Origin of the sequence: Paenibacillus glucanolyticus (assembly GCF_037333485.1) — a bacterium.
In the GTDB taxonomy this organism is placed as follows: domain Bacteria; phylum Bacillota; class Bacilli; order Paenibacillales; family Paenibacillaceae; genus Paenibacillus_AQ; species Paenibacillus_AQ glucanolyticus.
In genome coordinates this window covers 6595001-6621858 of the sequence record NZ_CP147845.1, presented here as the reverse complement: position 1 = coordinate 6621858, position 26858 = coordinate 6595001, and the positions used below count along the sequence as shown (strand labels likewise).

Annotated in this window: 25 protein-coding genes (1 of these 25 cut by a window edge); all 25 read left to right on the top strand. The window is 50.2% G+C overall.

All coding sequences use genetic code 11. The annotated features are described in order from the left end of the window. Positions 1–102 precede the first annotated feature (102 nt). Positions 103–597, top strand: coding sequence for a S1 domain-containing RNA-binding protein (locus tag WDY75_RS30440; RefSeq protein WP_063478228.1), 495 nt, complete (start codon positions 103–105; stop codon positions 595–597). 344 nt (positions 598–941) lie between these two features. Continuing rightward, entirely contained in the window at positions 942–3452 is a 2511-nt protein-coding gene (gene spoIIE / locus WDY75_RS30435; protein ID WP_063478229.1) for a stage II sporulation protein E, read from the top strand. A gap of 171 nt (positions 3453–3623) precedes the next feature. Then, a complete protein-coding gene (locus WDY75_RS30430; RefSeq protein WP_006207437.1) occupies positions 3624–4364 on the top strand; it encodes a hypothetical protein in 741 nt (246 codons plus the stop codon). Then, positions 4348–5268, top strand: coding sequence for a serine/threonine protein kinase (locus WDY75_RS30425; RefSeq protein WP_006207438.1), 921 nt, complete (start codon positions 4348–4350; stop codon positions 5266–5268). Before WDY75_RS30430 ends, WDY75_RS30425 begins: the two co-directional genes overlap by 17 nt. A gap of 41 nt (positions 5269–5309) precedes the next feature. Beyond that, positions 5310–6740, top strand: coding sequence for a tRNA lysidine(34) synthetase TilS (gene tilS, locus WDY75_RS30420; RefSeq protein WP_063478230.1), 1431 nt, complete (start codon positions 5310–5312; stop codon positions 6738–6740). 68 nt (positions 6741–6808) lie between these two features. Beyond that, the gene (gene hpt / locus WDY75_RS30415; RefSeq protein ID WP_006207441.1) at positions 6809–7348 is read left to right on the top strand and encodes a hypoxanthine phosphoribosyltransferase; all 540 of its coding nucleotides are present in this window, start codon (positions 6809–6811) and stop codon (positions 7346–7348) included. 99 nt (positions 7349–7447) lie between these two features. Next, positions 7448–9517, top strand: a complete 2070-nt coding sequence (ftsH, locus tag WDY75_RS30410; RefSeq protein ID WP_006207442.1) for an ATP-dependent zinc metalloprotease FtsH — start codon at positions 7448–7450, stop codon at positions 9515–9517. Positions 9518–9747: 230 nt separating this feature from the next. Then, complete coding sequence (gene nadA, locus WDY75_RS30405) at positions 9748–10686, top strand: quinolinate synthase NadA (RefSeq protein ID WP_006207443.1); 939 nt, start codon at positions 9748–9750, stop codon at positions 10684–10686. 38 nt (positions 10687–10724) lie between these two features. Next, positions 10725–12341, top strand: coding sequence for an L-aspartate oxidase (nadB, locus tag WDY75_RS30400; protein WP_006207444.1), 1617 nt, complete (start codon positions 10725–10727; stop codon positions 12339–12341). After that, positions 12331–13206 (top strand): carboxylating nicotinate-nucleotide diphosphorylase, encoded by an 876-nt coding sequence (nadC, locus tag WDY75_RS30395; RefSeq protein ID WP_063478231.1) that lies wholly within the window; start codon positions 12331–12333, stop codon positions 13204–13206. Before nadB ends, nadC begins: the two co-directional genes overlap by 11 nt. After that, a complete protein-coding gene (locus WDY75_RS30390) occupies positions 13203–13967 on the top strand; it encodes a type III pantothenate kinase (RefSeq protein ID WP_006207446.1) in 765 nt (254 codons plus the stop codon). The genes nadC and WDY75_RS30390 overlap by 4 nt, the downstream gene beginning before the upstream one ends. A gap of 52 nt (positions 13968–14019) precedes the next feature. Next, positions 14020–14904 (top strand): Hsp33 family molecular chaperone HslO, encoded by an 885-nt coding sequence (gene hslO, locus WDY75_RS30385; RefSeq protein ID WP_063478232.1) that lies wholly within the window; start codon positions 14020–14022, stop codon positions 14902–14904. 20 nt (positions 14905–14924) lie between these two features. Beyond that, positions 14925–15860 carry a peptidyl-prolyl cis-trans isomerase gene (locus WDY75_RS30380; RefSeq protein WP_006207448.1) on the top strand — a complete coding sequence of 312 codons (936 nt, stop codon included), beginning with the start codon at positions 14925–14927 and terminating at the stop codon, positions 15858–15860. Between the two features lie 421 nt (positions 15861–16281). Then, the gene (cysK, locus tag WDY75_RS30375; RefSeq protein WP_036640953.1) at positions 16282–17217 is read left to right on the top strand and encodes a cysteine synthase A; all 936 of its coding nucleotides are present in this window, start codon (positions 16282–16284) and stop codon (positions 17215–17217) included. Between the two features lie 263 nt (positions 17218–17480). Beyond that, positions 17481–19157, top strand: coding sequence for an anthranilate synthase component I family protein (locus WDY75_RS30370; protein WP_063478233.1), 1677 nt, complete (start codon positions 17481–17483; stop codon positions 19155–19157). A 1-nt stretch (position 19158) separates the two neighbouring features. After that, positions 19159–19740, top strand: coding sequence for an aminodeoxychorismate/anthranilate synthase component II (pabA, locus tag WDY75_RS30365; protein WP_006207451.1), 582 nt, complete (start codon positions 19159–19161; stop codon positions 19738–19740). Continuing rightward, positions 19737–20624 carry an aminotransferase class IV gene (locus WDY75_RS30360; RefSeq protein ID WP_063478234.1) on the top strand — a complete coding sequence of 296 codons (888 nt, stop codon included), beginning with the start codon at positions 19737–19739 and terminating at the stop codon, positions 20622–20624. Before pabA ends, WDY75_RS30360 begins: the two co-directional genes overlap by 4 nt. Further along, on the top strand, positions 20621–21481 hold the full coding sequence (gene folP, locus WDY75_RS30355) for a dihydropteroate synthase (protein WP_006207453.1): 861 nt from the start codon (positions 20621–20623) through the stop codon (positions 21479–21481). Before WDY75_RS30360 ends, folP begins: the two co-directional genes overlap by 4 nt. 31 nt (positions 21482–21512) lie before the next feature. Next, entirely contained in the window at positions 21513–21875 is a 363-nt protein-coding gene (gene folB, locus WDY75_RS30350) for a dihydroneopterin aldolase (protein ID WP_006207454.1), read from the top strand. A gap of 7 nt (positions 21876–21882) precedes the next feature. Further along, positions 21883–22431 carry a 2-amino-4-hydroxy-6-hydroxymethyldihydropteridine diphosphokinase gene (gene folK / locus WDY75_RS30345; RefSeq protein WP_036640947.1) on the top strand — a complete coding sequence of 183 codons (549 nt, stop codon included), beginning with the start codon at positions 21883–21885 and terminating at the stop codon, positions 22429–22431. Beyond that, positions 22383–22589, top strand: a complete 207-nt coding sequence (locus WDY75_RS30340; RefSeq protein ID WP_040680117.1) for a helix-turn-helix domain-containing protein — start codon at positions 22383–22385, stop codon at positions 22587–22589. Before folK ends, WDY75_RS30340 begins: the two co-directional genes overlap by 49 nt. Positions 22590–22820: 231 nt before the next feature. Beyond that, a complete protein-coding gene (gene dusB / locus WDY75_RS30335) occupies positions 22821–23852 on the top strand; it encodes a tRNA dihydrouridine synthase DusB (protein ID WP_036640946.1) in 1032 nt (343 codons plus the stop codon). A gap of 209 nt (positions 23853–24061) precedes the next feature. After that, positions 24062–24538 (top strand): transcription elongation factor GreA, encoded by a 477-nt coding sequence (greA, locus tag WDY75_RS30330; RefSeq protein WP_006207458.1) that lies wholly within the window; start codon positions 24062–24064, stop codon positions 24536–24538. Positions 24539–24766: 228 nt separating this feature from the next. Continuing rightward, entirely contained in the window at positions 24767–26278 is a 1512-nt protein-coding gene (gene lysS / locus WDY75_RS30325) for a lysine--tRNA ligase (protein WP_006207459.1), read from the top strand. Between the two features lie 152 nt (positions 26279–26430). Further along, positions 26431–26858, top strand: partial view of a hypothetical protein gene (locus WDY75_RS30320; RefSeq protein ID WP_063478235.1) — the 5' portion only. It continues 112 nt past the right edge of the window; the window shows 428 of its 540 coding nt (coding positions 1–428); it begins with the start codon at positions 26431–26433; its stop codon lies off the right edge, out of view.

Sequence of the window (26858 nt, the reverse complement as noted above, 5' to 3'; positions counted from 1 at the left end):
GACGTCTGTTGACCTTGTTTAGGTCATTATCGTATAATCAAATCACCGCAGCGCGATTTTTAAATCCGACTGTATATTTTTAAGGGAGGATCATTTTATTCTATGGCAATTGAAGTGGGCACCAAGTTAGAGGGCAAGGTGACAGGCATAACGCATTTTGGAGCATTTGTGGATCTGTCAGGAGGTGTCACGGGTCTCGTTCACATCTCGGAGATCGCCGACAACTACGTTAAGGATGTCAACGATCATTTGAAGATCAACGATGTCGTTACCGTGAAGGTGATTAATGTCGACAAGGACGGCAAGATCGGTCTATCGATCAAGCAGGCCGTCGACAAGCCGGCTTCCGAAAGTCGTCCACCCCGCGCACCGAGACCGGAACGCAGTGGAGGCGGCGGCGGCGGAGAACGATTCGGAGGTGGCGGTGGTGGAGGATTCAACCGTGAACGCGGTGGACGCCCGTTTAAGCCTGCGGCCAACAAGCCTTCATTCGAGGATAAAATGTCACGCTTCCTAAAAGACAGTGAAGAACGAATCTCTTCGCTTAAGAAGAATACGGAAGGTAAACGCGGCGGACGCGGAGCCAAACGTATGTAATTCGATAAAATATAAACTGACCGCAGAGGGAAATCGCCTTCTGCGGTTTTTTTGTCGTTGTATCCAAGGGTACGACAGGTTCCTACGCAATTTACGGCGCTCCCGTGGAAATGCGCGCGGGATGTCCGCCTCAATTCGGGAAATGATCTGCCTGGATGTTTCAAGCTTGATCGGTGGAAACACCGCTGGGCGCGTAGGATGAACGCTCTTTTCCCGAACGTTCGCAAGGCACGGCGATTTTGTCGGAAATTTCTTTGGGGCTTGTCCGGTGTTCTGACAAACTTTCCTGAATGGGGGTTTTATAATGGGACCAACAAATTCGTGAAGAATGGGGTGCCAGCGTAATGGACAAAAGAAATCTGGTGATGTTTCCGGGTACTGAGGCAGTTAAAGGGGGAGCGGGTTCTATTCGTGCCCGTGTAACAGAACGTTTAGGGCAGCTGTCTTTCCTGCAGCGTCCCATCCACTTCCTGGCCGCAAAGAAGTGGATGATCTTGCTAACCTTCATGGGTTTCCTGCTTGGACGAGCGATGATTCTGGGAGAGCTGTCTCCGTTTGCAGTTGCTTATTTTGCAGTCATTGCCTTTATGCGCCGCGATTATCTTCTCCCGGTAGGCGTGGCTATCGTGGCAGGAAGTTTATTTGCGTCCTTTCCGGTGGCTTGGATGGTGCCGGCAGAGATCTTGATCTTTTATTTTATGATGCGGGGATTGGAGACCTATGAACGGGCGGAACTGTCTTATGCACCGCTGATGGTGTTTGTCTCCACTTTCTTTGTGAACCTTTTCAGTGTCCTCATCGGGCCGAGCATTACCTGGTACTCCATGATGATGCTTACCCTGAACGCCGTGCTCAGTTTTGTTCTGACGCTGGTATTTATCCAGGCCATCCCGGTGCTGACGCTTCGTAAAAAATCGTATGTCCTCCGAAACGAGGAAATTCTATGTATTATCATTCTGCTGGCGTCGGTCATGACAGGGGCCGTCGGCTGGACAGTCCAATCCCTGTCGGTGGAGCATGTATTATCCCGGTATCTGATTTTGCTGTTTGCTCTAGTGGGGGGAGCTCCGCTGGGTGCCTCCGTGGGCGTAGTGACGGGATTAATCCTCAGTCTTGCCAATATATCGGCATTCTCCCAAATGAGCCTGCTCGCATTTTCCGGGATGCTCGCCGGGATGCTGAAGGAAGGAAAGAAAGGCGGTGTTTCGCTGGGAATGCTTCTGGGAGCTACCATTCTCTCCATTTATTTCAGCAATCCTGGTGAAGTGATGATATCGACATGGGAAACCTGTGCTGCCATTGTGTTATTCCTGATCACGCCGAAGAGTGTGATGCAGGCCATTGGCAAATACGTGCCGGGTACGCAGGACCATACTCGTTCTCAGCACGAATATGCGAAGCGGGTTCGAGATCTTACGGCGGATCGCGTGACGCAGTTCTCCAAGGTGTTCCGCCAGCTCTCGCAAAGTTTTGGACAAACCTCAGGGGTCATGCAGCCTCCAGGCAGACAAACGGAGGAGATGAACCATTTCATGAATGCCGTGGCTGAAGGCAGCTGTGCCACATGCTATAAACGGAATCAGTGCTGGGATATGAAGTTTTACCAGACTTATAAATATATGACCGATATGATGACCTCAATTGAGGAGAATCCGGAGTTGGAAGCCAAGGATCTGCCGCCGGAATGGAGCCGGATCTGCGCCAAGAAGGAGGAAGTGCTTGGCATACTGAAGCAGCAGTATCATCTCTACCAACATGATATGCAGTGGAAACGCCAAATATACGATAGCCGTCATCTGGTAGCGGAACAATTATCCGGGGTTTCGCAGGTGATGGAGGATTTGGCCCGGGAGATCAAGCGGGAGAGCCAAACGATGCACATACAGGAGGAGCAGATCAGAGAAGCGTTGCAGCAGCTCGGGTTATCGATTCAAGGCATCGACATCATCAGTTTGGATTCCGGCCAGGTTGAGATTGAGATTATTCATGCATATACCCGAGGGTATGACGAATGCAGGAAGATTATTGGACCTCTGCTGTCTGACATTATCGGGGAGCACATCGCTGTGATGGAAGAGACCTTGACCCATCCGAGGGATGGTTTGGCGACTGTGCGTTTTGGTTCAGCCAAGACGTTTGAAATTATGACGGGGGTAGCGGCGGCAGCCAAGGGAGGAGATATTTTATCGGGTGATAGCTTCAGTACGGTCGAGTTGGGCAACGGTACGTTTGCGGTAGCGCTTAGCGATGGGATGGGTAACGGGGAAAGGGCGCGGCTCGAGAGCAGCTCGGCACTCAATATATTGGAGCAGCTGCTTCAATCGGGGATGGATGAGAAACTTGCGATTAAATCGGTTAACTCGATTCTGATGCTGCGCTCGCCGGACGAAATTTATGCCACGGTTGATATGGCTCTAATCGATCAATATACCGCTCAGACCACTTTTATGAAGATCGGCTCAACCCCAAGCTTTATTAAACGGGGCAACGATGTCATACCGGTATCGGCCAGCAATCTTCCGATTGGCATCATTCAGGATATCGAGGTGGATCTGGTATCATTACAGCTTCAGGCAGGCGATGTTCTGATTATGATGACGGATGGAATCTATGATGCTCCTGGTTACGCCGTTAACAAGGAGCTGTGGATGAAGCGCTTGATTCAGGAAGTGAGCAGCGAAGACCCGCAGGAAATTGCCGATTGTTTGTTAGAGAAAGTCATTCGTTATCAACAGAACCAGATTCATGATGATATGACGGTGGTGGTCGGACGCGTCGATCATTTTCATCCCGAGTGGTCCAATGTGCATGTGCCGGGATTTGCTCGAATGGAACGGCCCCGAACGGTTAGCTGACGGATTCAGGTAAAACATGTGATTACCCGGGAAATGGAGGAACCTAAGAAGACCTGAATCTTTTTCCGCCTATTCTTCCTATTGGTCTGTTTGAACTCTCTTGAATGTGGAAATGATAGAGATAGAAGTCAAATCGATAGGAATGGATGAGACGGAGGCGATTATTTAATTATGAAACAAATTCTACTGATTACAGATGGATGCTCAAATGTAGGGGCCAGTCCGGTACTGGCCGCAGCCCATGCGCTGCAGGACGGAATTGTCGTAAACGTGGTGGGGGTTCTTGATTACGGGACGATCGGTGAGCTTGGGGGACTGGAGATTAAGGAGATTGCCAAAGCGGGAGGAGGCATTCACCGGATCGTAGGCACACCGCAGCTGGCACAGACGATGCAGATGATGACTCGGAAAACGGTGGTTCAGACGATCCAACAAGCGGTAAATAAAGAGATACAGCATATTTTAGGGAGCGGGTCATTGGAGGAGCTTCCGCCAGACAAGCGTTCACAAGTCGTTGAAGTGGTGGATGAGCTGGCTGAGACGTCATCCCTTCAAGTAGCGCTGTTAATTGATGCAAGTGCCAGCATGAAGCCTAAACTGGCTGCTGTTGAAGAGGCAATACGTGACTTGATGCTGAGCCTGAAAGCGCGCTTAGGCTCAAGCAAGCTGTCCGTATTCCATTTTCCGGGCAAGCATAGCGGCGAAGATGTGGTCATGGACGTGGATTGGACCTCGGATCTGGATGGTGCGAGGGGGATGTTCAGCCGACTTCAGATGAAAGGGGCTACGCCGACAGGACCTGCCCTGTTAAAGGTGATTGAATTTTACCGATATGGTACACTAGAAGGTAATCAATCATGGCAGGGTGATTCCAGCCAAGAGGAAGGGATGCTCGGTGACTACGTTGTCTAACCCGGGTTACCCGCCAGGAACCGTAATTACCGGTAAATGGCGGAACAGCCGGTACATCGTGGAACGTATGCTCGGCAAAGGGGCTAACGGCAAGGTGTATCTGGTCCATCGGGCAGGAGTACGCGGGCGTTATGCTCTGAAAGTAGGTCATGACGCTCTGGATCTTCAATCCGAAATTAATGTGCTGAATGCGTTGAAAGAACAGATGCCGGACCCGTATCTTGTGGAGGCGGACGATCATCATGATGGCAGCCATGAGGTGTCCTTCTATGTCATGCGTTACATTGAGGGGAGCCCGCTGCATCGGTTTATTCGCAAACGCGGCACCGAGTGGGTAAGTCTGATTGGATTGAAGCTGCTTGAGAAGTTGTCTGTTCTGCATGCATCAGGCTATGCATTCGGGGATTTGAAGCCGGATAATGTAATGGTCTCGGCATACGGAAGAGTGGAGCTGATCGATTACGGAGGCGTCAGCTCCTTTGGGCGCAGCGTAAAACAGTTTACAGAATGGTATGATCGGGGATACTGGAATGCCGGAAGCCGAACCGGCGACGTATCCTATGATTTGTTCTCGTTTGCCGTGATGTGTATCGGCCTGCTGGATGAGAAATCCTTAAGGGAGGCATCTTGCCAGCTTCCCCAGACCCGCAGTGTTGCAGATCTGCAGCTGATACTGCGAAGAAACCCTGTGTTCAAGCCATACGCTGTCTGGCTGAATAAGGCGTTATGCGGAAATTTCGCGGATTCACGGGAAGCGTTGAACGAGTGGAAGAAACGGATGTATGAAGGCACAGCCAAGAGCGCGCGTCCTATTCCGGGGCGTACGCCTCGGTGGCTGAGGAACGCATTTGCCTTATCGTTAGTCATTATGGCCTGTGCCGTTTATTTCTTCTTCCGCTCATGAAGCAACGTCTTGTCACTGGGAGTTATAAAGGGGATCTGCAAGTGAAACAGGATTATTTACGGACATTTGTTCATAACGTGGAGCGAACCGCCGCAGAGTTTGAGCTGTGGTCGGAGGGTGATGGTATCGTGGTCGCTGTTTCCGGCGGCCCCGATTCCGTTGCGCTTCTGCACGTGCTGCACGAAATTTCGCTGAACCATACGCCGCTTAGGCTGATCTGCGCCCATGTGCATCATGGCTTTCGAACTGAATCGGATCAAGAGGCAGAGATGGTGCGTGAGTTGGCGGAGCGGCTGGGGCTCCCCTTAGAGACAGCGTTCATTGATATTCCTGCTTATATGGAAGAGAGCGGCAAGGGAGGACAGGAGGCAGCTAGAGAGAAGCGCTATGAATTTCTGCTGCAAACTGCACAGAAATACAATGCACGCTCAGTGGCTCTTGCTCATCATGCCGACGATCAGGCCGAGACGGTATTGATGAGGCTTCTGCGGGGAAGCGGTCTTCCCGGGCTTGCCGGAATTAAATTTAAGCGCACGGAAAAAAAAGTGGAACTTATCCGTCCGTTCCTTCGTATGTACAAAGCGGATATCGTGGAGCTGTGCCGGGTGTGCGGTTTCCAGTATGCGGTAGATAACAGCAATCTGCAGACGAAGTACCGCCGCAACGCGATTCGTCTGGAAGTATTGCCTTTCCTGGAACAATACAATGGGCAGTTCTCCTCCTCACTCAATCAGCTGGCCGAAATTGTCCAGCAGGAGGATGATTTTGTGGAGCGTGAAGCTGCGAAGCAATTTCGGAGAATGGTGCAGGAGAACGATGGGAGGCTCGCTTTCGACGCGCCTTCCTTTTTGGGCTTACATGTCGCTTTACAACGGCGTTTGATTAAACTAATATTAAATTACCTGCCCTCAGATCAGGAAAACACCGATTTTGTCAAGATTGAATCGGTTCGCCAAGGGATTCTTAACGATCAACGAAGCAATTGGCGTCTGGATCTGGGCGACGGCATTACCTGTGTTCGCGAGTATGGCCAAGTCCAGTTCTGGCCTAAGCCTCCGGAAGAACAGGGACAGTACATATACATTCTTGATTCTCCTGATGTTTCAGAGCTGTATGTTAAGGAAATCGGAAAAATGCTGAAATTGTCGTTAAAGACAGGAAGCGAAAGCCGGAGCGGCTCCAGACCATCGCCCTTTGTGGCGGATTTTGATGCGGATGGGCTGCAGTTTCCTTTAACCGTACGTAACAGACAGCCGGGAGACAAGATGAAGATCATGGGATTAAACGGAAGCAAAAAGGTGAAAGATATTCTCATTGATGAGAAAATTCCACCGTCTGTCCGTTCCCGGATTCCTATTCTTTGTGACAGTTCCGGCAGCATCGTGTGGATTCCAGGTGTACGACGTTCCGTTCATGCCGCTTGCGGGCGGCACACATCACGAATTCTCCGGATGGAGCTATCGGATGCTTAAGGCAAGTGTTAAACGAAGAATGGCCCGTTTCACGCTTTCATAGTATAAACGTAGGAGGTCCACTTAAGTTGCAGAATGACATTCAGGAAATACTCATCAGTGAAGAAGAGATTCACGCAAAAATTAAGGAACTCGGTTCCAAGCTAAGCGCCGAATATGCGGGACGCAATCCACTAGTAATTTGCGTTCTTAAAGGTGCGTTTATTTTTATGGCCGACTTGGTTAAATCCATATCAGTACCTCTGGAGCTGGATTTCATGGCTGTTTCCAGCTATGGGGCATCTACGAAATCCTCTGGCGTGGTCAAAATCATTAAAGATTTGGACGCGTCCGTTGAAGGAAGAGATGTTCTGATTGTGGAGGATATTATCGACAGCGGCCTTACGCTAAGTCATTTGATTGAGCTGCTTAAGAGCCGTAAGGCAAATTCGGTGTGCGTAGTTACCCTGTTTGACAAACCGGCACGCCGTACGGTGGATTTGCAGGCTGATTATACCGGGTTTGTACTGCCCGACGCTTTTGTTGTCGGATATGGACTCGATTATGCCGAGCATTACCGGAACCTCCCCTACATCGGGATTTTGAAGCCGGAAATCTACAGCAGTTAAACCGCGCCAATGGGCTGCTGCCACAGATTAGGGCCCTTTGTTGAGATGGCCAGACAGGCTGTGGTAAAATATCTTATGTGTCTTGAGAGGAGGTAGGGGATGAGTCGGTTCATCCGGAATTCTGGTTTTTATTTGATTCTATTTTTGGTCGTGGTGGGCATAGTTCAATTTGTCACCAATGGCGGCGAGCAAGCCGATGCCCCTAGTTATAACGAGCTGCGGCAGGAAGTCAAAGCTAACAACATAGAGGAAATGACGGTGCAATTTGACGGTTACGCTTATCTGGTGACCGGTAAGTATAGGGAGATTACCGAAGAGAAAAAATCGGAGAATTTCTCAACCTATATTCCTGCTACGGATGCAGCTATGCAAGAGCTGACTGCAGCCAGTGACAGCAACAAAGTCAAACTGACCGTGGTGCCAATGGAAGGCCAAAGCATTTGGCTGACATTACTTTCATCCTTTATTCCGCTCATCATTATGTTTGTTCTGTTCTTCTTCCTGTTTAATCAGGCTCAGGGCGGCGGCGGCAAAGTGATGAACTTTGGTAAGAGCAAAGCCCGCTTATATAATGAAGAGAAGAAACGGATTACATTTGAAGATGTAGCCGGAGCAGATGAAGAGAAGCAGGAACTTATTGAGGTTGTTGACTTCTTGAAAGATCCGCGCAAGTTTAACACGGTAGGCGCTCGTATTCCGAAGGGTGTTCTCCTTGTCGGTCCTCCGGGAACCGGTAAGACACTCCTGGCACGTGCTGTTGCCGGTGAAGCGGGAGTGCCATTCTTCAGCATTTCCGGTTCCGATTTTGTTGAGATGTTTGTCGGTGTTGGCGCATCTCGGGTGCGCGACTTGTTCGAGAATGCGAAGAAGAATGCTCCATGTATTATCTTTATTGATGAGATTGATGCTGTAGGTCGTCAGCGCGGTGCCGGTCTTGGTGGCGGACATGACGAGCGTGAGCAAACACTCAACCAATTGCTGGTCGAGATGGATGGTTTCGGAGCAAACGAAGGCATTATCATCGTTGCTGCAACGAACCGACCGGATATTTTGGACCCGGCGCTTCTTCGTCCGGGACGTTTTGACCGTCAGATTACAGTAGATCGTCCAGATGTGAAGGGCCGTGAAGCTGTGCTGAAAGTCCATGCACGCAACAAGCCGTTGACGAAGGATGTTAAATTGGACATCATCGCTAAACGTACGACAGGATTTACGGGTGCCGATCTGGAGAATCTCCTCAATGAGGCAGCCTTGCTTGCGGCACGCCGCAATCGTAAGGATATCTCCATGCGAGAAGTGGATGAAGCGATCGACCGTGTGATCGTGGGTACGGAGAAGCGCAGCCGCGTGATCAGTGACCGCGAGAAACGTATCGTAGCTTATCACGAGGCGGGTCACACCATTGTAGGTTACTTCCTCGAGCATGCGGATACCGTTCATAAGGTAACGATTATCCCTCGTGGTCGTGCTGGTGGATACGTCATTATGATGCCGAAGGAAGATCGGATGCTCGTGACGAAACAGGAATTGCTTGATCGTGTATCCGGTTTGCTTGGTGGTCGTGTAGCCGAGGAGTTGTTCATTGGCGAAATCGGTACCGGAGCATACAGTGACTTCCAGCAGGCAACCGGCATTATCCGCAGCATGGTTGTGGAGTACGGTATGAGTGAGAAGCTTGGACCGATGCAGTTCGGTACATCCCAAGGACAGGTGTTCCTGGGACGCGATATCGGACACGAGCAGAACTATAGTGATCAAATCGCTTATGAGATCGATCAAGAAATGCAGCGGTTCATCAACGATTGTTACGAGAAGTCTAAAGAGATTCTGACCAAGCATTCCAAAGAAGTTCACCTGATTGCGAATACGCTTCTTGAGATGGAAACACTGGAGCTTGAGCAAATCAAGAATCTCATTGAGACTGGATCAGCTGAAGGCAATGGCAATGGAGAAGGTGAAGGTTCTTCCGAGAGCGGCGAACCGATCATCGACAACATTGGTGACGTGAAAGTTCGCATCCAAGGGAAAGAAGACGGAGATCAGCCGATTTCCACGGAAGAAATTCCGAACAACCCGATGGATTCGAATGATCAACAGCCGGAGCCTAAAGATTCGGACCGTAAGGATCCTCCAGATGGATCGGACAACGGAAACAGCAGGTTAACGTAATATTCGCTGATAAAACATCGAATACCGAATAAAATCGAAGAACCGGAGAACGATAATTCGTTTTCCGGTTCTTTTTGTGCTTTCTATCACATTGACAGGGCACAGAACGAACGTGTACATTAGTTGTTAAATAAGGATGCGCATCCTTTCACAAAGGTATAAACCATCCTGGAAGTCACATGGTCATCAAGCGGTTTACAGCCGGACTACATAAAGGGAGAGGGTCGATCATGGAAGCTTTGGCACTGGAGCGTAAGGCAGAGCAAAACCGTGAACTGCGTGAGCGGTTAATGCAATTGAAGAAGGAACGTAACGCAATTATTTTGGCTCATTATTATCAACGGGATGAAATACAGGAGGTCGCTGATTTCCGCGGGGATTCCTTCTTGCTTGCGCAGAAAGCAGCACAAACCGATGCTGAGGTTATCGTATTCTGCGGTGTGCACTTTATGGGTGAGAGCGCTAAAATCCTGGCACCGGGCAAAACCGTTCTTATTCCTGATGAGCGTGCCGGTTGTCCGATGGCGGATATGGTGAACGTTGACGGCTTGCGGAAGTTGAAAGCGCAGCACCCGAATGCAAAAGTGGTAACTTACATCAATTCATCAGCTGAGATCAAAGCAGAAACAGATATCTGCTGTACTTCATCCAATGCGGTAAAGGTGATTCAATCCGTCGATTCAGATGAAATTATATGGGTGCCTGATAAAAATTTAGGGCACTACGTCCAGCAGCATACCGACAAGAAGCTGATCATCTGGGAAGGGTACTGCAACACGCATGATATGCTGACCGTTAAGGATGTTGTCGAGATGAGAGCCAAGCATCCTGGTGCCGAGTTTGTGGTGCATCCGGAATGCCGTCCGGAGGTCGTTGCGATGGGTGATTTTGTAGGCAGCACAACTGCGATTCTGGAATATTGCAAAAATTCGTCTGCCAAGGAGTTTATTGTAGGTACAGAGGATGGCACAGGATATCAGCTTCGATTGGATAGCCCGGATAAATCGTTCCATTTTGCCACGAAATTCCTGGTTTGTCCCAATATGAAAGTGAATAATCTCAAAAAGCTGGTCAAAGCACTGGAAACGATGAAGCCGCAAATTTATGTGCCTCCGGTCGTTGCAGAGAAAGCCAGAACTTCATTAGAGCGCATGTTACAGGTTAAGTAGCATGCGCTACTCTTTCGTGAAAAGACAGGTGAGGCATCGTGATACCGCAGTATTTGATTGATTTTGAACTGAACGATCTGCCGGTCGTCCAGACGGATGTCATTGTCATCGGTTCAGGCATTGCGGGTTTATATACGGCCATTATGGCAAGTGCCACTCAAAAGGTGCTGCTGATTACAAAGAAATCGCTGCTCGAGAGCAACACTCGTTATGCTCAAGGCGGCATTGCTGCCGTAACAGCTGAAGATGACTCTCCGGTCTACCATCGCCAGGATACCCTGATGGCAGGGGCGGGACTATGCTCATCTACTGCGGTGGATGTCCTCGTAAATGAGGGACCGGTTGGGGTTCAGGAGCTGATTCGTCTTGGGACGATGTTTGATGTCGAGAATGGCGAGCTTGCGCTAACCAAGGAAGGTGCGCACAGTCACCGTCGTATTCTTCATGCTAATGGGGACGCTACCGGATATGAAATTGTGCGTGCCCTTTCCATTCAGGTTGAAATGCTTCACAATATAGAAGTATGGGACGATCATTTTGTCATTGATCTGGTCACGGAGCAAGGGGAATGTCACGGTGCATTGGTACAGATGCCGGATGGCAGGCGGGTTTTTGTACGTGGGCGGGCGACCATTATGTGCTCAGGAGGCGCCGGCCAGCTGTACAGGTATACAACCAACCCGGAGGTTGCGACAGCCGACGGTGTTGCTATGGCTTACCGGGCAGGTGCGGACATCAGGGATATGGAATTCATTCAGTTCCATCCCACGGCACTTAGCTATCCGGGTGCACCACGGTTTCTGATCTCCGAGGCGGTTCGTGGCGAGGGCGCTGTTCTTCGTAATATCAAAGGGGAACGGTTCATGCCAAAGTACCATGACTTGCTGGAGCTGGCCCCCCGGGATATTGTTGCCCGGGCCATTGTCAGCGAGATGGAAGCGACGCGGTCTACCTTTGTGTATCTGGACATTACCCATGAGTCACCAGAGATGGTCAAACATCGGTTCCCGACGATTTATGAAACATGCATGCAGTATGGACTTGATTTATCGTCAGATTGGATTCCGGTCTCCCCGGCTGCGCATTATATGATGGGGGGCATCAAGACCAATTTGCACGGAGAGAGCAGCGTGAAGCGCTTGTTCGCTTGCGGGGAGGTTTCGTCTACTGGCGTTCATGGAGCGAACCGGTTGGCAAGCAACTCGCTTTCGGAAGCGGTTGTATACGGCAGTCGCATTGTGGAACGTATTCAGAAGCTCCCTGAACCATCAGAAGGGCCCCTTCATGTATCATTTCAGCTTGGACGTAAGGATGCCCCGTCACAAGCGATAGTTGAAAAACGCTTGAAACTTCAAAAAGTGATGGTACGATATGCAGGGCTTCGCCGCAATCGGGATACCCTATTAAGAGCTGCAGAAGAGCTTGGCCGTCAGCTGCCATTGTTCCAAGCGCTGCTCTCGAAACGTGAGGAATACGAGTTTGCCAACATGCTCACCGCATCCCTGCTCGTGGTTCAGGGCGCGCTGGGTCGCGAAGAAAGCCGGGGAGCCCACTACCGTGAGGATTTCCCGGATCGGAACGACAGCGTATGGCAGAAGCATATTGTGCATACTCGGGATCAAGAGATGACGGAGGAATTGAGCGATGATGTTTAACGGATACCATGATGGCCTTCTCCAGAGCATTCGGACATGGCTGCAAGAGGATATTGGATCAGGGGATATTACAACCCTTACCACGATTGAGCCGGGTCACGAATCCAAGGCTGTTATTCATGCCAAGGAGGCAGGAGTTGTTGCGGGCATGCCTGCCGCAGAACTCGTATTCGAAACGGTCGATCCTTCCCTGACGTTTACGGCATTTGTCCGTGACGGTGACATGGTGGAGAAGGGTACCATTCTCGCTGAAGTGGAGGGAAGCACGCATCGTATTTTGACAGGGGAGCGGCTCGCTTTGAATTTGCTTCAGCGGCTGTCCGGCATAGCAACCCGAACACGTTCTTTTGTTGACATGCTGGAGGGATTACCGACCCGACTGGTGGATACTCGCAAAACAACACCGGGGCACCGTATGCTGGAGAAATATGCGGTTCGGGTCGGTGGCGGTGCGAATCATCGATTCGGCTTGTACGATGCCGTCATGATCAAGGATAATCATATTAAGGGTGCAGGCGGAATCGCGCAAGCGGTGAGCCGGGCAAGGGCTAATATTCCACATACAATGACCATAGAAGTTGAGACTGAGAGTTTTGTGCAGGTGGATGAAGCTTTGGAGGCAGGCGCTGATATCATCATGCTCGATAACATGAGTCATGACATGATGGCGGAGTCTGTTCGGAGAATCAAGGCCAGGTCCCCTCATGTGCTTGTCGAGGCGTCGGGAAACGTGACGCTGGAGACCGTGCGCGGGATTGCCGAAACCGGAGTGGATGTGATCTCCGTTGGACGGCTGACTTATTCTTTTCACAGCCTGGATATCAGCCTGGATCTTAACGAGAAGAAAGGAGGAGCAGTGGATTGATTCTGGTTGTAGATGTAGGGAATACCAATATTGTGCTGGGGGTATACCAGGGCAAGAAGCTGCTGCATGATTTTCGGATCAGTACAGCGCGTCAATCTACCGTGGACGAATACGGCGTATTAATTCACAATTTGTTTCAAATGTCGAATATATTGGTAAGCCAAATAGAAGGGGTTATTGTGTCTTCCGTAGTTCCTCCGCTTGTAGGCGTGGTTGAGGAGATGTGTAATAAATACATTGGCAAAGCCCCTCTTATCGTGGGACCGGGCATAAAAACCGGGCTTAATCTGCGGTACGAAAATCCGCGTGAGGTGGGCGCTGACCGAATCGTCAACGCTGTGGCAGCCGTCGAGCAGTACGGAGGGCCGCTGATTGTAGTGGATTTCGGTACGGCGACGACGTTTGACTGCATTGATCGGGATGGGAATTACCTCGGCGGTGCTATAGTTCCCGGGATTGGGATTGCCACGGAGGCCCTTGTACAGCGTGCTTCCAAGCTCCCGCGCATCGAGCTCGAGAAGCCCAAAAAGGTAATCGGACGCAACACCGTCCATGCCATGCAGGCCGGCATCGTGTATGGATACGCAGGCCAGGTCGATGGTCTGGTCAAACGCATAAAAGCCGAGATGGGAACGGACAATGTTAAGGTTATTGCTACCGGCGGATTGGCCGAGCTGATCGCAAGCGAGACGGAATCCATTGAGGAGATTGCCCCGCTTTTAACGCTTGAAGGCTTGCGCATTATTTATGAACGGAATTAATCGTTATACTTCAGTTGGACATAACAACTAAGAAGGACAAGGAGGCCTCAAGATGGATAAACAAAAAGACCGTATGCTGCGGGGAACTGCACTAAACGGAAAAGTACGGACATTTGCCGTTCGGACAACCGAACTGGTAGAAGAGTTGCGCCGGAGACATGATACGTTCCCTGTCGTCACAGCCGCTTTGGGCCGTACCGTGTCAGCAGCTGCGATGATGGGAGCCATGCTGAAAGGAGACGAACGCCTTAGCATACAAGTACGCGGCGATGGACCGATCGGACTGATTGCAGCCGAGAGTAGTGCCAACGGAGAAGTTCGCGGGTATGTCAAAAATCCGCATGTCGAGCTAACGAACATTCGTCCGGGCAAGATGGACGTTGCAGCAGCGGTGGGTACCACCGGCCACATTGATGTGATTAAGGATTTCGGCCTAAAGGAACCTTATCGGGGCAGCGTTCCGATCATTTCAGGTGAGCTGGCCGAGGATTTTACGTATTATTTTGCCGTTTCGGAGCAAACCAATTCCGCGGTAAGTCTGGGTGTGCTGGTTTCACCGGATTACACCGTGGCGAATGCCGGAGGTTTCATCATTCAGCTCCTTCCTGGAGTGTCCGATGAGGAGATTACGGAGTTGGAGCTTGCGTTAAGCAAGATTCCACCGATTACCGAGCTGCTGGAAGAAGGACTGGAGCTCGAGGATATCCTAAAGCGGGTTGTTCCGGATGTGACCATTCTGGAGGAAACGCCAGTGATCTTCAGCTGCGACTGCTCCCAGGAGCGGGTTGAGCGCGCATTGATCAGCTTAGGACTTGAAGAGCTTGAGCAGATGATTGAAGAGGATGGCAAGGCGGAGGTTTCCTGTCATTTTTGCAATGAGAAATATACTTACGATGAAGAACAGCTAAGATCCGTGCTAGAGCGGGCCAAATCTTAACGTTGGGATGAGCGACCGTGATGACGAGACAAGAGAAGGGATTGTGGGCGACCGTCATTGTCTTGACAGCATGCGTAATAGGTATGGGCGGCTGGGTGCTGTTTTCGGGGATTTTTTCGCAGGAGGCTTCGCCATCATTGAAAGATGGATCCCTGGCAGTCGCATCCATACAGGACAGGGCGATCACTGAAGACGAATGGGTTGACGAGCTAAAAAAGCGTTATGGCCGCGAAATGCTGATGACCATGCTGAATCGGCAAGCGGTAGCTCTGGAGGCCAAGGCGAAGGGCATTGATATTACGACGGCGGAAGTAGATGCGGAGATCGACGTGATGAGCCGCAGCTACGGTTCAAAGGAACGGTTCTTATCGGAAATGGAAAACCAGTTAGGGATTACCGAAGCAGAATTAAGGATGGAAACGACCTATAGGATGCTGCTTGAAAAAATCGCCACCTCTGATGTTTATATCGAACCGCAGCAGATTGATGCTTATCTGGAGTTGTACCCTGATCAATTTCGCCCCAAGAAACAACTGAATTTGTCCATGATTGAAGTGGCTTCGGAGGATGAGGCGAACCAGGCCATGGACCGGCTGGAGAACGGTGAAGATTTTGCTGCTCTCGCGTCTGAGATATCCTTGGATGAATACACCCGTGAGGAGGGCGGACAGATAGGGCTGATCGAAGAGGATGATCCTTTTCTGCCGCCCGCACTGCTTGATGCAGCTTTAGAGCTTGAACCAGGGGATATTGCGGGACCTATCTCACTCACAGACACCTATGCGATCGTTTATCTGCACGATATTATTGAGCCTAAGGCTCCCAGCGAGGACAAGATTCGCGAAGCGGTTCGTAAGCAGCTAGCGCTGGAACAGTCGATATCCTTATCGGAACTGGAGCGGCAGCTTCGGGAGAAGTATGAGGCACGAATCAGCGCGGGCACAGTCACGCTGTAGATCAAAATGAGGAAAAGCTCGCTGTAGCGGAGTAAATCTGCTGCAGGAGCTTTTTTTCACTTAAGTTAACCTTATTCGTCAAAGCAAGGGACACAGCGGCATTTCAGATTCCGCAATGGTAAGGGACACGCCCTCTTCTCGTTCAAGAGACGCAGGAAAATCCGCCTAGAAATGTTGAATTTCGAGCAATGGGATATTGACAATGGCTTATAACGTTGATAAGATGAAAGAACGAAAACCTACCTTTTTACTCGGATATTAGGAAAGCCGAAATAATCGAAAGTTTCAGATTATGCTGGCTCCACTATCTTTTTAACACATCCCAGACACTACAAATTCAATGATTCGACATTAGAATGAATAACATCATTATGTATTGACTATGTTTGTACATTTTATATTTATGAGGAGGGCTTTATTCATGGCAAAAGTCGTCAATAATGTGACGGAATTAATCGGTGGAACTCCACTTGTCCGTTTAAACCGGATTGTACCCGAGGATAGCGCAGAGATTTATCTGAAGCTGGAATACCAGAACCCGGGAGCAAGCGTTAAAGACCGCATTGCAATCAGCATTGTGGAAGAGGCGGAGAAAGACGGCCGCTTGAAACCAGGTGATACTATAATTGAAGCAACAAGTGGAAATACGGGTATCGGTTTGGCGATGGTGGCTGCTGCCAAAGGCTACAAAGCAGTTATCGTTATGCCTGAAACCATGAGCCTGGAGCGCCGCAACCTGCTGCGTGCCTACGGAGCGGAATTGGTCCTGACGCCAGGATCGGAAGGTATGAACGGCGCGGTTAAGAAGGCAGAAGAAATTCAGAAAGAAAATGCCGGATTTTTTATGGCTGAGCAATTCAAGAACCAAGCCAATGTGAAGATACACCGTGAGACGACAGGTCCTGAAATCGTGGAAGCCATCGAGTCCATCGGAGGTTCCCTGGATGCGTTCATCGCTGGTATCGGAACAGGCGGTACGATCACAGGAGCAGGTGAAGTGCTGAAAGGCCAGTTCCCTGACATCAAAATCATTGCGGTAGAGCCCGCTGCTTCGCCGATCCTTGCCGGAGGCAAACCAGGTCCTCACAAGATTCAAGGCATCGGAGCAAACTTTATTCCTGAAATCCTGAATCAAGAAATCTACGATGAGATCGTGCACGTAGAGAATGATGATGCCTTTGAAACATCCCGTCGTGTGGCGAAGGAAGAAGGCGTTCTTGGCGGTATTTCTTCCGGTGCTGCTGTATATGCTGCATTGAAGGTGGCTAAAGAGCTGGGTAAAGGCAAACGGGTGGTAGCTGTGATTCCAAGTAACGGGGAACGTTACCTGAGCACGCCTCTCTATAACTTCGAATAAGACGACTTTAAGATAGAACTGCGAATTTTCCCGTTCCGTTAGGGTCTGGACATACGTAGTTATAAGGAAGCCTTCAATGTGTTTTATAGCATTGGGGGCTTTTTGTGTATACTACTCTCAAAGAGAACGCTTTAATGGAATCCAGGCTCATCCATGGACAAAAATTATTGTGGGACATGCCCTATTTAGGGTTTTCAAGAGAAGCGGGATACAGTATACTGACAGGCAACAGTAAGGCTTTTGAAGACTAAGGGAGGATCGGCATGGAAAGAAGAGTGAAGCTGGCCCAGTGGCAAGAATGGGCTAAAGAGGGCTGGTCCGTAGTTCCCTATCTGGTTCAATATAAAGGAACATCAAGAGGGTTGCCCTTGTCCTGGAGACATGCATGGAAAGCGGCGTCGCCGTATGCCTTCGTGCTGGAGAGCGGCAAGGGCGGACGCTACACGTATCTTGGATTGCAGCCGGTTTCCATTCTCCAGGGAAAAGGAAGCAGCGGCGAGGTCATAGAGCTGTCCAGCGGTAAAAGAACGAACGTAACAGGAGAGCCGCTGCATCTCCTGGAGCAGTGGATGGGAGCCTGGAAGGCCCCCCGTGTGCCGGGATGGCCCGATTTTCGTGGAGGCTGCGCCGGTTTCCTGAGCTATGATGTGGTCCGCTCGATTGAACAGCTCCCCACGATGGCCAAGGATGAGCCGGGCTTTCCGGATTACCTGTGGATGCGCATGGAAGAGATTTGGATATATGATCACACCGATGATAGCATGTACTGCTCGGTTCACGTTCCGCTGCCATGGGCAAACAAATCAGCAGCCCTGGACATTCAGTCAGAAGAGCCGGTGTCAGTGTCGGGTGATCCTTCAGGCACGTGTAATGACTCGGTACTTGCGCCCGAGCAGGAGAAACTATTGGGCCAGTTATATGAAACAGCCGCTATTAGAGCTGAATCCATGCTGTCCCAGTGGAACGAGATGTTTGGAACAAATTCAGGAATCGGTGTTATGTCCGAAGATGAGCATGTGCGGCAGGAACGGCAGGCAAAAGCACAGGAGCTGTCCGGGCCCAACGTTGAGATCTGGGATCGGCTGCAGATTGATTTTTCACAAGAAGCATTCCAGCAAGCGGTGTTATCCATTCAAGAATACATCCGCCAAGGCGATGTGTTTCAGGTGAATTTATCCTTAAGGCGGCATTTGCAGCTGCATGCGGACCCTGCTGATATTTATGAATGGCTGCGTATATTGAATCCGTCGCCTTACATGGGGTATTTGTCCTCACCTGGCTTTAGTCTGGCGAGCGGCTCACCGGAGCTGCTGGTGAAGCTTGATGGCGATGTTGTGTCTGCGCGGCCGATCGCAGGAACCCGCCGCCGCGGAAGCAACCCGGATGAGGACGCTGCTATGGAAGCTGAGCTTCTTGGCAGTGAGAAGGAACGGGCGGAGCATATCATGCTGGTTGATCTGGAGCGGAATGACATTGGACGGATTGCGGCATACGGATCGGTTCATGTTCCTGAGCTGATGACGGTGGAGAGATACTCCCACGTGATGCACTTGGTGTCACAGGTGGAGGGTCAAATTGCAGAGGGAAACAATGCATATGATGTCATCGCGGCAACATTCCCTGGCGGCACTATAACAGGCGCTCCCAAAATCAGGACCATGGAAATCATTGAAGAACTGGAGCCTGTTACCCGGGGGCCTTATACCGGCTCTATGGGCTGGATCGATTATAATGGGGATATGGAGCTAAACATTATTATCCGGACCCTTGCGGTACAGGATGGGATTGGCTACATTCAGACGGGAGCGGGTATCGTGATTGATTCCGATCCTTATCGAGAGTACAGGGAGTGCCATAACAAGGCAAAGGCTTTGATTGCGGCACTGATGTGCAGTGAAGAAGAAGCTGCAGCGGTGGCTGCGAATATAGGGGGGAAATAACATGATACTTGTCATCGATAACTATGATTCGTTTACGTATAACCTGGTTCAATACTTGGGAGAGCTCGGAGAGGAAGTCAAGGTATACCGGAATGATGAGATTGATATTGCCGGGATCGAGGCATTGGCACCGGATCATATTCTCATATCGCCTGGACCGGCCACACCGAATGAGGCGGGTATCAGCCTGGAGATTATTGAACACTTCAAGGGTGTCATTCCAATCTTCGGTGTTTGCCTCGGTCATCAGGCGATAGGCCAAGCTTTTGGTGGCAAAGTGATTCGCGCGGAGCGGCTGATGCACGGGAAAACCTCGCCCATTCACCATACAGGCGATTCGGTCTTTGAAGGTCTGCCGGTTCCTTTCACTGCAACGCGTTATCACTCGCTGATCGTGGAGAAGGAGAGCCTGCCGGATGATCTTGAGGTTACCGCCTGGACCGAAGAGGGCGAGATCATGGGCTTGCGCCATAAACAATATCCGGTTGAAGGTGTGCAATTCCATCCGGAATCGATTATTACCGATCACGGTCATCAGATGCTGCGCAACTTTTTGAAGCGCACGGCTGGCGCCAAGGCATGAGATTCATTGGCTTGAACGGCGGCATCGTGGATGCTGCCGGGGCTGTGGTGTCTGTAATGGATCACGGTCTTCTGTACGGAATGGGCGTATTCGAGACGTTTCGCACCTATCAGGGGAAGCCATTTCAATTAGAGCGGCACTTGGAACGACTTATGGATAGCTGCCGACAGCTTGGGATAGTCCACATGACAGACCATGACGGGATGAGCCGCTGGATATCGGAGCTGATGGAGGCTAATGGCCTTCAGGATGCTTATATCCGGTATACGGTTACGGCGGGCGAGGGTCTGCTGGGTCTGCCTCTCGGTGATTATGTGAAGCCCTTCGAGATCCTGTTTGCTAAAGAGCTGCCGGTCACGAAGGAAGATGTATACGAAAAAGGCAGAGTGATGCGCCTGCTGTCTCTTCCAAGGAATACACCGGAATCCCCTGTCCGGATGAAATCTCTGCATTACATGAACAATATACTCGCAAAGCGGGAATTGGAGCGGTATCCTGCCCATCCCGGCGGACCGGCAGAAGGCTTGATGCTAACCGCAGGAGGGGATGTGGCTGAGGGTATTGTCAGCAACGTCTTTTTTGTCAAAGAGGGGCATTTATATACGCCTGATATCAGTACGGGCATTTTACCGGGGATTACCCGGGCCGTTGTCCTGGAACTGGCTGCCGAGCTTGGAATCGAAGCCGAAGAAGGGCACTACAGCTGGGAAGTATTCAGCGGAGCGGATGAAATATTTACGACAGGCTCTGTTCAGGAAATCGTACCGGTCACGACACTGATTGGATCGGGAGATCAGTCTATTGTCATTGGACAAGGTGCGGCCGGTCCAGTAACCCGGGCATTGCAGAGTGCGTATAGAAGGAAAGCAGGGTATTATGTATGAGAACAACCATTTACGAACGTGAATATCGTCTGAGCAAAGATGCTGCGCTTAAGCTGGGCCAGTCCACGCTCATTATGGGCATATTGAATGTAACGCCGGATTCGTTCTCGGACGGAGGCCGTTATAACGATACGGAGCGAGCGGTCGAGCACGCGCTGCAGCTTGTCGAAGAGGGAGCCGACATCATCGATATCGGCGGGGAATCAACACGTCCGGGACACGAGCCGGTCGGGATTCAAGAAGAGCTCGCCCGTGTTATTCCAGTTATAGAGGCTATTCACCGGCATGCTCCGCATATCCCATTGTCGATTGACACCTATAAAGCTGAGGTTGCCCGTCAGACTATTGAAGCGGGAGCCCATATCATCAATGATATTTGGGGTTTTAAACATGATCCCGATATGTCGAGAACTGCAGCGGAGCTGGGGTGTCCCGTTATTCTGATGCATAATCGTCTTGATCGGAACTATGTCAATCTTATAGAGGACGTTAAACGGGATTTGCTGGAAAGTGTCGAGATTGCACGATCTGCTGGCGTTAAAGATAGTCAAATTCTGCTTGATCCGGGCATCGGCTTTGCCAAGGACTATGACGAGAACATGAAGGTAATGGCATCCCTCGATGAGCTTGTAAGTCTCGGATTTCCGGTGCTGCTGGCAACCTCCCGCAAAAGGTTTATCCAGACTGCGCTTGGTGCCCCTGCGCAGGATGTACTGGAAGGCACAGCGGCAACGGTGGCCTATGGTATTGCGCAGGGCTGCCAGATCGTTCGGGTGCATGACGTGAAACATATGAAACGTACAGCGAAGATGTGTGATGCTATGACTTACGCTTCGACGGAGCTTCGACGCATTTAATTTTTGGGGATACGGAAGGACGGAATCTGAGATGGATAAGATGATACTGAGCCGCATGGAATACTACGGATATCACGGAGTGTTTGAGGAAGAGCGCAAGCTGGGACAGCGCTTCTATGTGGATCTTGAGCTGGAGATGGATTTGAGTAAAGCTGCCAAAACGGATGATCTGACGCTGACGGTAAATTATGCCGAGATTCATGACCTCTTGCTGGACATTATGCGGACAGAATCATTCCGCCTGATCGAAGCTTTAGCGGAGCATATTGCATCTAAGGTATTGGACACTTATACTATTATCGATGCTTTAACGGTTCGATTAACTAAGCCGCACCCGCCTTTTGATATTCATTTTGAAGGTGTGACCATTGAGCTGCACCGGACCAGAAAGTGAGACGATCATGAATTCACACGCTACCTCTGAGAACTCAGAGGCTTATATTGCTTTAGGGGCTAATCTGGGAGACCGCGAGGGCAACCTGATGGAGGCTCTGGAACGGTTGGATGAAGTGCCCGGTATTACGGTAGAGCGCATTTCCAACATGTATGAGACCGATCCGGTCGGGTATGTTGATCAACCGATGTTTCTCAATATGGCGGCAGCCCTGTCAACCTCGCGGAGTCCTCATGAGCTTCTTGCCGAAATGCAGCGGATTGAGAAAGAGCTTGGCAGGGTCCGTCATATACACTGGGGACCACGGACGGTGGACCTGGACCTGCTATGGATGGAAGGACGCCGTTTGGATACGCCGGACCTTATTCTTCCCCATCCCCGTATGCAGGAGCGGGCCTTTGTTCTCAGACCGCTTTCCGATATCGTGTTTGAGCATGAACCTTCGGGTCTGTACCCCGTGGTGAAGACAGCGCTTGAGAACCTGGAAGGAAAGGAAGGAATACAGCTTTGGAAAACAAGCAATTGGCGCAGCGTATCCGCGCTTTCCGAAAATTGAAGGGTTTGACCCAGCAAGAGCTTGCAGAGCGAACCGGTATTTCTTTGGCTGTATTGGGTTCAATTGAGCGGGGGAACCGCCGTGCCGAGGAGCAGATGCTGGTGCAGATTGCGGATGCGCTGGAGATTACACTGCAGGAACTTAAGGAGCGCAGCTAGATAGACTGCATAACGACGCGAGGGCAGGTTTATTTTTCAGAAACCCCGGTATTAATATAGGAGAGATCTTTTTGGGTAGCTATCTGCCTGAAAATATGCAAATTTTTCGACTGGACTACCCTACGATTAATGCGTATGATGGTTTGGTTTGAGACTTAAGGATCCTGCCTGGCGGGGTATACAGGATCCTTCCACTATAAATATTTGAATAGGAAAGGAGTGATATAAGAAATGGATAAATTGAAAATCGCTAACATCGAGATGAAGAACCAGGTTGTTCTTGCTCCTATGGCAGGCGTATGCAACCCGGCCTTCCGATTGATTGCCAAGGAATTCGGCACAGGGCTGGTCTGTGCTGAGATGGTCAGCGGTAAAGCGATCGTTCACGGGAACAAGCGCACCCAGGAGATGCTGTTCGTGGACGAGCGGGAGAAGCCGCTGAGCCTGCAGATTTTTGGCGGTGACCGTGATTCCCTGGTGGAAGCGGCCAAAGTCGTGGATCAGCAGACTAACGCCGATATCATCGATATCAACATGGGCTGTCCTGCACCGAAAGTAACGAAGATGGATGCTGGCGCACGCTGGCTTCTGGATTCCAACAAAATCTATGAGATGGTTGCAGCAGTCGTTGATGCAGTGAACAAGCCGGTAACGGTCAAGATGCGAACGGGTTGGGATAGCGATCACATATATGCTGTCGAAAATGCACAAGCTGTCGAACGTGCAGGGGGACAGGCGGTGAGTGTTCATGGACGTACGCGTGAGCAGCTGTACACCGGGCATGCCGATTGGGATATCATCCGGCAAGTGAAGGAAGCCGTCTCTATTCCGGTGATCGGTAACGGCGATGTGGTTACGCCAGAGGATGCACGCCGGATGCTGGACATTACGGGCTGCGACGGAGTCATGATCGGCCGTGGTGCGCTCGGGAATCCTTGGATGCTGTATCGCACCATAGAATACCTGAAATCGGGCCAGCTGCTGCCGGATCCGGCTCCGCAGGAGAAAATCAGGATAGCTATCCTGCATATGGACCGCTTGATTGCCCTGCGTGGGGAAGAGGTCGCGGTACGGGAAATGCGCAAGCATCTGTCCTGGTATCTGAAAGGGCTGAAGGGTTCAGCCCGCATTAAAGATATCATTATGGAAGAAACGAAGCGCGATGAAATGGTGAGCCTCTTGGACAACTTTGTGAACAGTTTGGAGCACCAAGAAGAATCGACGAAAAGTGTATACCCTCAAGCCGCAGCGGCAATGGGGTAACCTTGCTTGCAGGCTGTTAATGGGTGCGTGTATGCGACATCCGTAACAGCCTTTGCGCGCATTGACTTTTTGAAATGGTTCCCATATAATCTTTCAGTATAAATTCAAGAAATTGAGCAGGCATCAGAGGGAGTTCTGATCCCCAAGAATTCGCATATAGTAAGTTGATATCGTGGTTTAAATTATTTACATGACAGGAGAATCGGTTTATGAGCGATAAAGAGGTCATTCTTACACAGGACGGTCTGAAGAAACTGGAGGACGAACTTGAGAATCTGAAGTCTGTAAAACGCCGCGAAGTGGCGGAACGGATTAAAGTTGCCATCGGTTACGGTGATATTAGTGAAAACTCCGAATATGAAGACGCCAAGAACGAGCAAGCCTTTATCGAAGGCCGGATTATTACGCTGGAGAAGATGCTCCGTAATGCGCGTATCATCAACAATGATGATATCAATACCGATATAATCGGTGTGGGCAACACGGTGCTTGTTGAGGATTTGGAATTTGGCGACACGATGGAATATACCATTGTTGGTTCGGCTGAATCGGATCCGCTGAATAACAAGATCTCCAACGAGAGTCCTGTCGGCAAAGCGATCATTGGCAAGCAAAAAGGATCGGTAGTGGATGTTAACGTTCCTGCGGGCGTTATTCAATATAAAATTGTAGACATTAAGAAGTAAGTCGGAATGTGATGTAGAAAGCTTCCTTCGGGGGGCTTTTTTAAATAGGCAAGGTCGTGTGAAGGGCTTAAATGGTTGCTGGCAGTCTGATTGGGCTGCCCATACGTTTAAGTCCTTGGCGAATGTATGCAAGTAATTTGAGAGCTGTCCGGATGGTATGTAGGTGACGGCTTTTGTGCTGCTCTATGGGGATTCACGATGGAAGTGAAATGAAGGAGATGAATGACGATGACGGAAGAAATAAACAATCAGGAACAAGAGCAGGAGTTAAGTGAGCTTTTGCAAATCCGCCGCAACAAACTGGACGAGCTTCGCAAGCTGGGTATCGATCCGTTTGGTGGGAAGTATGAAAGAGAAAATCACGCAGGTGATATTCTAAAAGAGTATGACGGACTCTCCAAGGAAGAGCTGGAAGAGAAGCAGGTGGAAGTGAACCTGGCTGGCCGGATTATGGCTAAACGCGGCATGGGCAAGGCTTCTTTTGCTCATATTCAGGACCTGAGTGGTCGCGTTCAGATTTATGTTCGTCAGGATTCCGTTGCAGAAGCACAATATGAAGCATTCAGCATCCTTGATCTTGGTGACATCATCGGAGTGAAGGGGGTCTTGTTCAAGACCAAAACCGGTGAGACAACCGTGAAAGTGAAGGAGCTGGAGGTTCTTTCGAAATCGCTGTATCCGCTCCCTGAGAAATTCCATGGCCTGAAGGACGTGGAACTTCGTTACCGTCAGCGTTATGTCGATCTTATCATCAATCCGGATGTTCAAAAGACGTTCATTACACGTTCCCGTATTATCCAGTCGATGCGCCGTTATCTGGATTCCCTGGGCTATCTTGAAGTGGAAACCCCAACTTTGCATTCGATCGCTGGCGGGGCTGCGGCACGCCCGTTCATTACGCATCACAATGCATTGGACATGGAGCTGTATATGCGAATCGCGATTGAGCTTCACCTGAAGCGTCTGATCGTGGGCGGCTTGGAGAAAGTGTACGAGATTGGCCGTGTATACCGTAATGAAGGCATCTCTACCCGTCACAATCCGGAGTTCACGATGATCGAGCTCTATGAAGCATATGCGGACTATAAGGATATTATGGCACTGACCGAAAACTTGATAGCCCATATTGCACAAGAAGTGCTCGGTACACAAGTGATTTCCTACCAAGGCCATGAAGTGGACCTGACTCCGCAGTGGCGCCGTGTATCCATGGTGGACGCTGTCAAAGAGATTGTGGGCGTAGACTTTGGTGTTGAAATGTCCAATGAGGAAGCTCATCGTCTGGCAAAAGAACATAAGGTTCCGGTTGAGCCACATATGACATTCGGGCATATCCTGAACGCATTCTTTGAGCAGTTCGTTGAAGAAACGCTGATTCAGCCGACCTTCGTGACCGGCCATCCGGTTGAGATTTCACCGCTTGCGAAGAAGAATGACGTGGATCCACGGTTCACGGATCGTTTTGAGCTGTTTATCGTGGCGCGTGAGCATGCGAACGCATTCTCTGAGCTCAATGATCCGATTGACCAGCGTCAACGTTTTGAAGCACAGATGAAGGAAAAAGAGCAAGGTAACGATGAAGCACATGAAATGGATGAAGATTTCTTGCGTGCGCTGGAGTATGGTATGCCGCCAACAGGCGGACTTGGTATCGGGATCGATCGCTTGATCATGCTGCTTACCAATGCCCCATCCATTCGCGATGTCTTGCTGTTCCCACACATGCGCAATAAAGAATAGAAGTGGCTTTGTTTTCATAAGTAGTACAAAAGGCAGCTGACTATAGTTATCTATAGTGGGCTGTTTTTTTATTTCACGCGGGTATCTTGTTTAGGGAACAAAGCTGTGTTAAATTTATTTAATACGATTGTATTAAATAAGGGGATGGCCAAATGATTGGTTTTTTTATAGTTGCCTGTGAAGTTTTGTTCTGGATATTTGTTCTTTCCGGGTTGAGTGCACGATATCTGTTGGGATGGAGAAGAACGGGAGGAATCCTGCTGTTGTGTACACCTATTATTGATCTACTATTAATTACTGTTACCATTATGGATCTGCGAGGTGGAACAGAGGCCGGATTTGTGCATGGGTTGGCGGCAGTGTATATCGGGGTTACGATTGCGTTTGGCCATCGAATGATTCAATGGGCAGACGTGCGGTTTGCGCACAGATTCGCGGGGGGTGAGAAGCCCGTACCAGCACCGAAATATGGGGCGGCCCGTGCGAAGCGCGAACGTCAGGGTTGGTATCGTCATGCTTTGGCATGGGTAATCGGAGTGATGTTGCTTGGAACTATGATCCTGATCGTGGGGGAACCCGA